Source organism: Nostoc sp. DedQUE05 (assembly GCF_034530955.1).
Classification (GTDB): domain Bacteria; phylum Cyanobacteriota; class Cyanobacteriia; order Cyanobacteriales; family Nostocaceae; genus Nostoc.
In genome coordinates, this window is the sequence record NZ_JAVRCB010000007.1 from 189,852 (window position 1) to 199,029 (window position 9,178).

7 protein-coding genes are annotated in these 9,178 nt (G+C 40.3%); 2 read left to right on the forward strand and 5 right to left on the reverse strand.

The window, feature by feature from the left end; genetic code table 11:
- Nucleotides 1–146: 146 nt before the first annotated feature.
- Entirely contained in the window at nt 147–1,499 is a 1,353-nt protein-coding gene (locus RMZ42_RS07585; RefSeq protein ID WP_322670831.1) for a serine/threonine-protein kinase, read from the reverse strand.
- Between the two features lie 366 nt (nt 1,500–1,865).
- On the opposite strand from RMZ42_RS07585, the gene RMZ42_RS07590 reads away from it, so the two are divergent.
- Entirely contained in the window at nt 1,866–2,363 is a 498-nt protein-coding gene (locus RMZ42_RS07590) for a GNAT family N-acetyltransferase (RefSeq protein ID WP_322670832.1), read from the forward strand.
- Between the two features lie 257 nt (nt 2,364–2,620).
- Here RMZ42_RS07590 and RMZ42_RS07595 read toward each other — a convergent pair whose 3' ends face one another.
- The 3 genes from RMZ42_RS07595 to RMZ42_RS07605 all read right to left on the reverse strand — a co-directional run bounded on the left by RMZ42_RS07595 (nt 2,621) and on the right by RMZ42_RS07605 (nt 6,894).
- Nucleotides 2,621–3,175, reverse strand: coding sequence for a hypothetical protein (locus tag RMZ42_RS07595; protein ID WP_322670833.1), 555 nt, complete (start codon nt 3,173–3,175; stop codon nt 2,621–2,623).
- A 398-nt stretch (nt 3,176–3,573) separates the two neighbouring features.
- On the reverse strand, nt 3,574–4,923 hold the full coding sequence (locus tag RMZ42_RS07600; RefSeq protein ID WP_322670834.1) for a cytochrome P450: 1,350 nt from the start codon (nt 4,921–4,923) through the stop codon (nt 3,574–3,576).
- Nucleotides 4,924–5,001: 78 nt separating this feature from the next.
- A complete protein-coding gene (locus tag RMZ42_RS07605; RefSeq protein WP_322670835.1) occupies nt 5,002–6,894 on the reverse strand; it encodes a lipoxygenase family protein in 1,893 nt (630 codons plus the stop codon).
- A gap of 634 nt (nt 6,895–7,528) precedes the next feature.
- Here RMZ42_RS07605 and RMZ42_RS07610 point away from each other — a divergent pair.
- Complete coding sequence (locus RMZ42_RS07610) at nt 7,529–8,566, forward strand: aldo/keto reductase (RefSeq protein ID WP_322670836.1); 1,038 nt, start codon at nt 7,529–7,531, stop codon at nt 8,564–8,566.
- A gap of 281 nt (nt 8,567–8,847) precedes the next feature.
- On the opposite strand, the gene RMZ42_RS07615 is transcribed toward RMZ42_RS07610, so the two are convergent.
- Entirely contained in the window at nt 8,848–9,084 is a 237-nt protein-coding gene (locus tag RMZ42_RS07615; RefSeq protein WP_416211801.1) for an IS5/IS1182 family transposase, read from the reverse strand.
- Nucleotides 9,085–9,178 lie beyond the last annotated feature (94 nt).

Here is a 9,178-nt window from a genome sequence, read left to right on the forward strand (position 1 = left end):
CTGTTAAATTATAAGTAGCTAGACGTAAATCAATTAAAGTTTGTAGAGAGGATTTTAGTCCTAATTATCGTTGCTTTGAGCGATGAATCGCTCGCTACAAACTAGGAGTTTATTAGTAATCTTATTCAACAATTTTTTTATCAAAACTAACTAATACCACAAGCTGCTAATTTTACAGTTAAAGCATTGGGGTAGCGCCACAGTTGAGAACCACCAATCCAAAGACGTGAGGGTAAATGACCGATTGGTGCTTTGAGACTAAAATTAAATTCCGAATTGGTATAACTAGAATTGTATATATGCCAACCAACTTGATTGCAAAAAATTCCATAGTCGCCATTCACGTTTTTGTAAATAAGTGTCTGTACGCTAAAACCAAAGCGTTTCTGACTGTAACTCACCCATAAAAGGTCAATGGTTTGCAAATCTTCACAGGGAAGTTTCTCAAAATCGCTACTAAATATATAGCTACCTCTAGGCTTTGCTAGCGCTTGACATATTAGTTCCCAAGTTTCTCGGTCTGCTGATTCCCATTTTCCTTTTGATAATAAATCACGCAAATGCGTACAATCAATAGTATTTACTGTACGATAATTAGAAAAATTTAGCAATTTATTTGGTTGTTGCTCCAGTATCTGTAAAACTTCTGTTGCCGATTGGAAGCGTTGCGAAACGGCATTTTGTAAAAGTTTATCTAAGATTTCACAGAGGTGAACGCTAACAGTATTGAATGCTGGTAAATGTTCTTGCCATATCCAGCGATCGCTAGCAATATCGAACAAATCAAAGGGAGAAACATTGGTAAGTAAGTAAATACATGTTACACCCAAGCTGTAAAGATCGCTGGCTGGCAATGCTTTTCCTCGCATTTGTTCGGGAGCGATATATTCTGGGCTACCTACTATGGTGCCTGTACGAAGCTGCTTCATGTTATTGGCGAATTTGGCAACTCCGAAATCGATTAAAACCAGGTCTCCTCGACTTGAACGGCGCATAATATTTTCCGGTTTAATATCTCGGTGGATTACTTGTCGAGAATGGATAAATTGCAATGTAAGCAATAAACTTTTTAATATCTCCCAAATTTGCGATTCTTGAAAAACGCCCTGTTTTTGTAATTCCTGGGCGAGTGTTTGTCCATCTACTAATTCTTCAACAATATAAAATTTTTGATTTTGTTCAAAATGCGCTAGTAATTTGGGTATTTGAGAGTGTTCTAGTTCATTGAGACGAAGGGCTTCTTGATGAAATAAATTGACAGCCTTGTGCCAAATCTCAGTATTTTGTTTTTGAAAACATAGTTGTTTGATTGCACATTTGGGTTGGTCTGGAAGATGTTCATCAATAGCTAAAAACGTTCTCCCAAAGCCACCGCTTCCAATAACCGCGAGTGGACGATATCGCTGTTTAAGTAATAATTCCTGACCACAACTATTGCAAAAACGAGAACTGTCAGAATTTTGTGGACGTAGGCAATCAATATTGGTACAGTAGCTCATACTACAGGAGTTCTATTTGTTGGAATTACTATATATAAAGTATTCCCATTAGAAAAACACTCTTACTAGTAGAAAAAACAGCGATGCTTAGGTTAGGCTACGCCTACGCACTTTGCACTTTAGAAGTTTTGGTTGGCATAGTAGCAGTGTACTGCTTGTTTCACGCGATCGCTACTTTGGTGCAACTTTGACTCTTTGAATTTTTGTCAGATACAAGAGTGCTACAAACGAATAAAAGTATCAAAAGCTACTTCACCTAACGTTTAGTTGCCTCTGCAATGCGTTCCCCAAAGCGTTATTCTCTGTTATTCTTCTAAAAGAAAATTCTTTTGCTCCAAGTCTTTCTCTTATTTATATTAACCAGGTATGTGTCTCAATGATGTAGCGATCGACCGTGCCAGCCCCAGTGATGTTAGTGGAATCGTCAAGTTGGCCCAAGCCAATGACGCAGAACATGGTGGTATGTTGTTAGGTCATCTTGAGCCAGAGGCTGTGATGATGACTATCTCTCAAATGCCAAGCGTTGTAGCCCGAAAAAATGGTCAAGTTGTAGGATTCTTACTCAGTTGGTCAAAGACAACTGCTAATCTACCAATTATAAAGGTAATGTTACAAACCTATCCTGGTACAAAAGATGCTTACTTGTATGGCCCTATTTGTGTTGATGAAACTATGCGTGGGCAAGGTATTGCTGCGGAAATGTTTGCTAAGTTGAAAGATTTGCTACCAAAGCGGGAAGGAATACTGTTCATCAAGGCAAACAACAAAGCATCACTTCAAGCACATCAAAAGATGGGTATGTGCAAAATAGCAGAGTTCATCTATGAAGGCACTGAATTTTTGATATTCGCATATAATAGCTAATACCATTTTAGATTTTGGATTTGAGATTTTGGATTGGGAATTGCCTTGGTGCGTCTGGCTTGGTGTGAATCCATGTGTCGCAATCATTTTTCAAAATGGTATAACTAATTGATAGGTTCTCTTTGAAATTAAATTGAGTAGCTAATCTGGATCGTTTAGTTATTTACTACTTGCTTAATCTGGAACGTGACAAAAGTTAGTGATGGGAGAGCGACAAGGCTCTAAGCCTTAGCTGACTAACATGAGTCGGCTCAATTTTAGTGGCGTTCAATAACTAAACATTCATTTTGGACTCTGGTAAGCATATCGTTAAAAGCAGGAGTATAACAACCATCTTTATCAACAACCTTACGAAGAGTATACTCACCAGCCCGAGAAAGTCCGCCGAACCAAACATTCTTTCTGTGCCAAATATCTCCATTGAGAGAATTTTTGTCTTGGGACATAGTGAAACTCACAATCGATTTTGGAACTGATATTCCTAGAAAAATAGGTGTGACTTGAGCTTGTTGCAAAGTTTCATCTTCAAACTGAATTTTGTAACTTACTTTAAACCATTGAATTGAACGTAGTAATATCCAGCCAGCAATCGAGTCATGAAAAGTCCACTGTAGCGGGGCAAATATCGGTAAAAGCAAAGTCATCTTCTGTATATCCCATTCTAAATTGTACATAGTAATGCAAGTATCTGGCAGTGGATTGCCATCCATAAAAAACACACCTTTAAGGATAGATGGTAAGTTTGTTTCTTTGATTGGAATCATCCAGGTTGCAATATTATTAAGTTGCTTTTTTTCAATTAATTCAGCCATAGAATTTGTAATTACTTACTTTGTGCTAAAAGAATACCTAAATTTTTAACAACCCGAGTCAGAGAAAAGATGAGTAATATTGCACGAGAAAAAGAGTAAAATCAACTCAAAAAACCAGAACAATTACCAACTCATAATTCAGCGCGGGAATTAAGGACGCACAACTGTGCATTGGTGTCAACTTAACGTGAAAGCCAGCCTAGAACAAGTTTTTAGATATTGTCTCGTTCCCAGTCTCCGACTGGGAATGCTGTCCTAGAGGCTCCGCCTCCCTTGCGGGCGGCAGCAGCCCAATTGAAGTGCATTTCCAGCCTCTAGGCTGGAAACGAGATTTGAAAAGGCTTTCAGCTTAAGTTGACACTAATGACAACTGTGTGTCCTTACTGGAAATCCCTTACTCACAGTCGTTGAGCAAAACCTTGTAGTACTAAATTATTAGGAGTAACGGCAGTCACTTTTTCAAAATCCCATTTAACTTCTGTAATTGAGTCCCATTGATAGTTGTGGAACAGATGTAAACAGAAAATTTTGATAAAGCCAATTGATAAAGATTTACCAGGACAGGCTCGTTCATGCTCTTCGCCATTCCAAGATAAGATATCTGAAAAATTCCGTGTTAGGTCAAAATCATCTGGATTTTGGTATCTATTGGCATCCCGATTAGCTGTAAGAATAGAGCCAAGCAAGCGAGTACCTTTTTGGAATGGACATTTTTGTTTTCCAATCTCAACTTCACCAGCTTCAGTGGTGAGTTGGCTAACAAATCGCACAGGTGGATAGAGACGAGCCGTTTCTAAAATCACTTGATTGAGAAGTGTTGACTTTTCTAGAGCGTCTGAGTCTAAAGTTTTCTTGCCATTCCAGACTGCATTCACCTCTGACACTACATCATTTCTGAGAGTATTATCTAAGCAAAGAACACCAATCACAGATCCTAAAAGCGCACTCGTGCCGGCAGTTCCGGCGATATGAATCATATCGAAAAGGGTATTAGCAATTTGGTGTTCGTTCAACTGATACTGAGCGCCTGTTTCAAAGTAAGATGCCCATTTAGGTGATTGTTTATATCGGTTAATTAAATATTGACGATGCCGAATTTTTGGCGCTGTTAATATTGCCAGCAGATACTTGCTGATAAAATTAGGCAAGGATGCAAGAGCCAAATTTTTAATGTAACTATCGGATGCTGTGATTTCTTCCTCAGATAAAGATATCTGAAAAACTAGTTGGTGCAAACTCGACAGCATAATCTTTGGCAAATCATTGCCGATGTGTAATTTGGCTTGTTTAGCAGCTTCTAACAGGCTTTGCTCTACTAAATCCCCTAAAAAGTCTATCTGCCCTGACGGTTCTGGTAAAGCTTGTAAGATTACAGTACGTAGTCCTGTGTGTTCGTTACCGTTTGTTCCCAAGCTCAGAGGATTATCCAGCAAGTAGCTAGGAGCTAATATTCTGATGATGCCTAAATCATTTCCTCGCAGTTGTGGTTCGGTTTGCATTAGTTCTCTCACCTGCGAGTGAGAGGAATGCATAATTGCTTGGTCTACTGCAAAATACTTATCTCCAATATTATCCTTACGGATGTAAAGAAAGTCTCGCCATGCATTGAGCATGATTGACGCATCCATGTAATAAAAAATCAAGCGGAGAAACTTACCGATCGCAGTATCGTAACCTACTTTAGCTAGTATAGGTGCAAGCCAAAGCTGGCGATCGTGATTTTTGAGGACTTTATCTTTAAGTGTCATGGTATTTATTTTGAGTCATTTGTCATTTGTCATTGGTCATTGGTCATTTGTTATTGGTCATTTGTCCCTGATTCAGATTCAGATGTTGATGCTCTGAGGGATTTTAGAAGGAAGTAGATACTCATAGGGTGGACGGTGTAAATTACGTTGCTTGATAGTGTCTTCTACCTGCTGAAGATTACTCTGGAATGCTTGTAGCAATGGTTTTACTTTTTGGTCTGTAAAGTATCCTTGCTGATACTCACCTAGCTTGTTGTAGTACACAGACCCCAATAAGCTGAGTAGGTTGTATTGCCGTTGCGCCTGATCTAAGGGTGGGAGCAAATTAAGGTAGTCTTGCTCAGTAACTTCTCTTTTGAGAGTTGAGGCTGGTAAATAACCTGCCAATGGTATGGCTGCGGCGTAGCCCATAAAATCTTTTTGCGGAAAGTTAACCGCAGCGTGTTGGGCGCTGGCAGTGAAAATAATCAGCGTAGTGGCATCAATCAGGTAATTGAGCGTTTTGATGCCTCCATCTTCGCCAAAATCGGGGATACGACCACCATCGTAAGCTGGGATTTCGGCTGCCCACGCTTGCAAGGCTGTATCTTTCTGAATGTCTTCATCGGTAGGGTAGTAAAGGTTCAGGTAGTCTGAAACCCATTGATGAATTGCATTCCAGACTAGTAGAGCATCATCTCGGTAAGGATAAATAGGCAAGAGGTTGGGATCGTCTACACCACGCTGTTGAAATTGCTTAGGTAAGATGGCGCTGTTAAAACCATAGCTTTGCAAGGCTAGCACTGCTAAAACGCGAGAGTTATCGATTGATGATGAGAGTAATCTATCGACACCACCGCCTGGAGCTATGAGAATCCGTTGAGCGGCATCGTTAATTGCTAAAGTACTGTCAAAATGCGGGTGTAGCAGAATTCTTAGGGGATGGGTGAGTGGCAGTTGTCTGGCAGTGGCGATCGCAAAAGCACCAATCAACAAGTGAGTTCTTGCTAGATGAGTAACAGCTTCGTGGTAGTTGGCATCTGCTATTTGGACTATTGTTTTGGCAAAAAGCCAAGCGTATTTACCGGAGTTAGGGGTAACAATTGGATAATCTGGGCCTGGGGTTTGACCGCATTGGATGGCTATCGGACGCAATAAACGGGTGGGGTCTGAGCCTTTGGGTAAGGCAAACAGTGCTAGGGGAGCATAGAGATATTTTTGCTCGTGTGGAAATGTACCGTTGACCGCACCATCTAAAATTTTATAGTCAGCTAAGTAGAGCCTGCCTTCAAGTCCTGCTGCTGCTAATGAATCGTCAGTTCCCATCACGCCTTGGTAATGTTCGTCTGTGACTGGGAAGCGATCGCCTGGAGTCGTGACTCGCGCGATCGTGACGGGATTGTAGCCAGCCACTCGCATATAGGCAAATACTTCATCTTCTTGGTAAGTTTTAGCGATCGCTGGCACACCAATCACTTGAAACAAATTTTCGTAGTCCTTAAGACTGGTTGCATGTCCTGTCGGCTGTCCTTCGTATAGAAGGTTAATTATCCTATTTAAGGCATCTCTGAGGATCACAAGTCCGTTTTCTTTCAAAATAGAATAAAAAAGATCGTCGAGTTCTCTAACATCCTTAGATATACCTTTGAGTAAAAACTGAGGGATAATTTGCAGAATTCTTGCCAGAATACTGATTTTTACTGGTATTGCTCCCTTGAGCAAGGCTTCTAAAATAAATTTTTCGACATCATCACGAATCGATTTAGAACCTTGATTGCCTCTGTTGACAATTAAGGTATTGATAAACACAACTCGTAACTGCTGGGCTAATAAAAAATACCAGTTAGTGGTGAACTCTTCGGCAATAGAAAGCCGATCTAGCATTGCAATTGATGGAATATGGATGTAGTTATATTGATACTCTTGCCTAGCTATATCTAAAGTATGAGTACTTGATGAACTGATTAAATTTTCTGGTGATGAAGCAGTCATTGACTCTACTCATGTTTAGTACGGGGAACTTTAATAGTTTAAGATAAACAGGTTTGATTTACCTAAACGTATTATCGCAATCAAGTTTAAAATTACGATTTTTCTAAATAAATTTTCTCGATTTTATCAATTCTTGAACCACGCACTAAATGTTTTAGGACTTACGCAAACTCTACGAATTCTTGGCGTTCTTCTCTACGAAACGCTGCGCGTTCGCGTAGTGTCTCGTAGAGAAGGCATCTTGGTACTTCGATAAATTAAATTTTTTGGCTATTTTTGCGTAAGTCTTGTGTTTCAAAATCTTGCAAGAAATATTTAGCAATCCGAATAATGTTTGCCAAGATTTAGAAACAATTCTCAAAGAAAACTTTCGGACTAAAGTCTTGTGTTGGAGTTGACATTTGAACTACTGAAACGAGAGCGGGAATATAACTATTAGATTCTTCTTCTGCTACCCATGTCTCTAATGCTTCCTCTACTTACACAACGATCAAATATTTTTCTATTACCTTCCCTCTATCAAAAATCTATCTCTACCTCACTGCCTTTATCCTTCAACAGTTAGAAGCAACGAATTTTGCTCCATGCAAAGCTATGAAAGAAAGTTCTCATATTGCGGTCAAAGGATAAATTTGTGGATATTAGCAGACGAAATTTATTGAAGGTAGTTTCTGCTTCTGGTTTAGGTGGAGCCGGGGTATTTGCTTTACAAGGTTTAACCAAACAGGTTTTAGCACAAAATCAGTCTACCCCACTCCAGAGTAAAAAAGGGGAAATGCTCTACAGGCCACTAGGACGCACCAAAGAACAAATATCTGTAATTGGTCTAGGTGGTCATCATATTGGTAGACCAAAAGATGAACAAGAGGGTATTAATCTGATCCGTACTGCTCTCGATCGCGGGATTAATTTTATGGACAATAGCTGGGATTACCATAACGGAGGTAGCGAAATCCGCATGGGTAAAGCTCTGCAAAATGGTTATCGTCAAAAAGCTTTTCTGATGACTAAAATCGACGGTCGCACAAAGGCGGCGGCTGCTCAACAAATTAATGAATCTTTAAAACGTTTGCAAACAGACCACATTGATTTGTTGCAGCATCATGAAGTTATTCGCATGGAAGACCCAGACCGGATTTTTGCCCCTGGTGGTGCGATGGAAGCAGTTGTGGAAGCACAAAAAGCTGGCAAGATTCGCTACATAGGCTTTACTGGACACAAAGACCCATTAGTACACCTGAGAATGTTGGAAGTTGCCAATCAAAACAACTTTCGTTTTGATACAGTGCAGATGCCGTTAAATGTTATGGATGCCCATTTCCGCAGTTTTGAGAGACAAGTTTTACCCAGACTGGTTCAAGACGGAATTGCTGTACTGGGGATGAAATCAATGGGCGACCAAAACATTCTCAAAAGCAATGTGGTCAAACCTATCGAATGTCTGCATTACGCGATGAATTTACCAACTTCAACGGTGATTACAGGCATTGAAAGTATGCCCATCTTAAACCAGGCTTTCGAGGCAGTACGTACTTTTACACCCATGAGCCAGGAACAAGTTAAAGCATTACTGAATCGGACTCGCCAAGCTGCTCTCAAAGGTCAGTATGAACTGTTTAAAACCACTAGCCAATTTGATAGTACAGCCAAAAATCCTGAATGGTTAGGATAAGTTTTTGCTAGGGCCGTGTTTGAAAACTAAGGTTCACAGCAAACAACCGTATATCTTGCTGTGGGCCCAAAACTGGCAGAGCGGCTGCAAAATCCAGAACTAAGTGCAGTTTTGCGTAAAAGCGTAGCGTTTTTAATGCAGGGGGATAAATTATAATACCCGGAAAGTGACAGAAGAGGGATATCTCAAAGAGGCGATGCCTGCGGCGGGCTGCGCCTACGCTCCTCACAGTTCACCTCGCCAACCCAATAGGCTCAAGACTATAGAACCCATTTGACATCTTAGGAAGAACCCGCAAGCCTCTTAATCATTAGCCTGATGAAGCAGAGGTTGAGTTTGGCAGTGGCACTAGCTAGAGTTCGTTCAAAGTTTTTCACCAGAATTTTACAACGCTCCATCCAAGCATTGGAGCGCTCGATCACCCATCTGGCTACTGCTGGAACAAATCCAGATTTTCCTTGTGCTGCTTTTTCTTGTTGTGAGGGTTTAGTAGAAAGTTGAAACTGTATTTTGGTCATGATCTCTGGGTAAATCCGCTCTAGTTCCTGAGTCAAGTATAGGACTTACGCATTGACAGAATCATGATTATGTGTATTAAAGTCCAACTTCTGT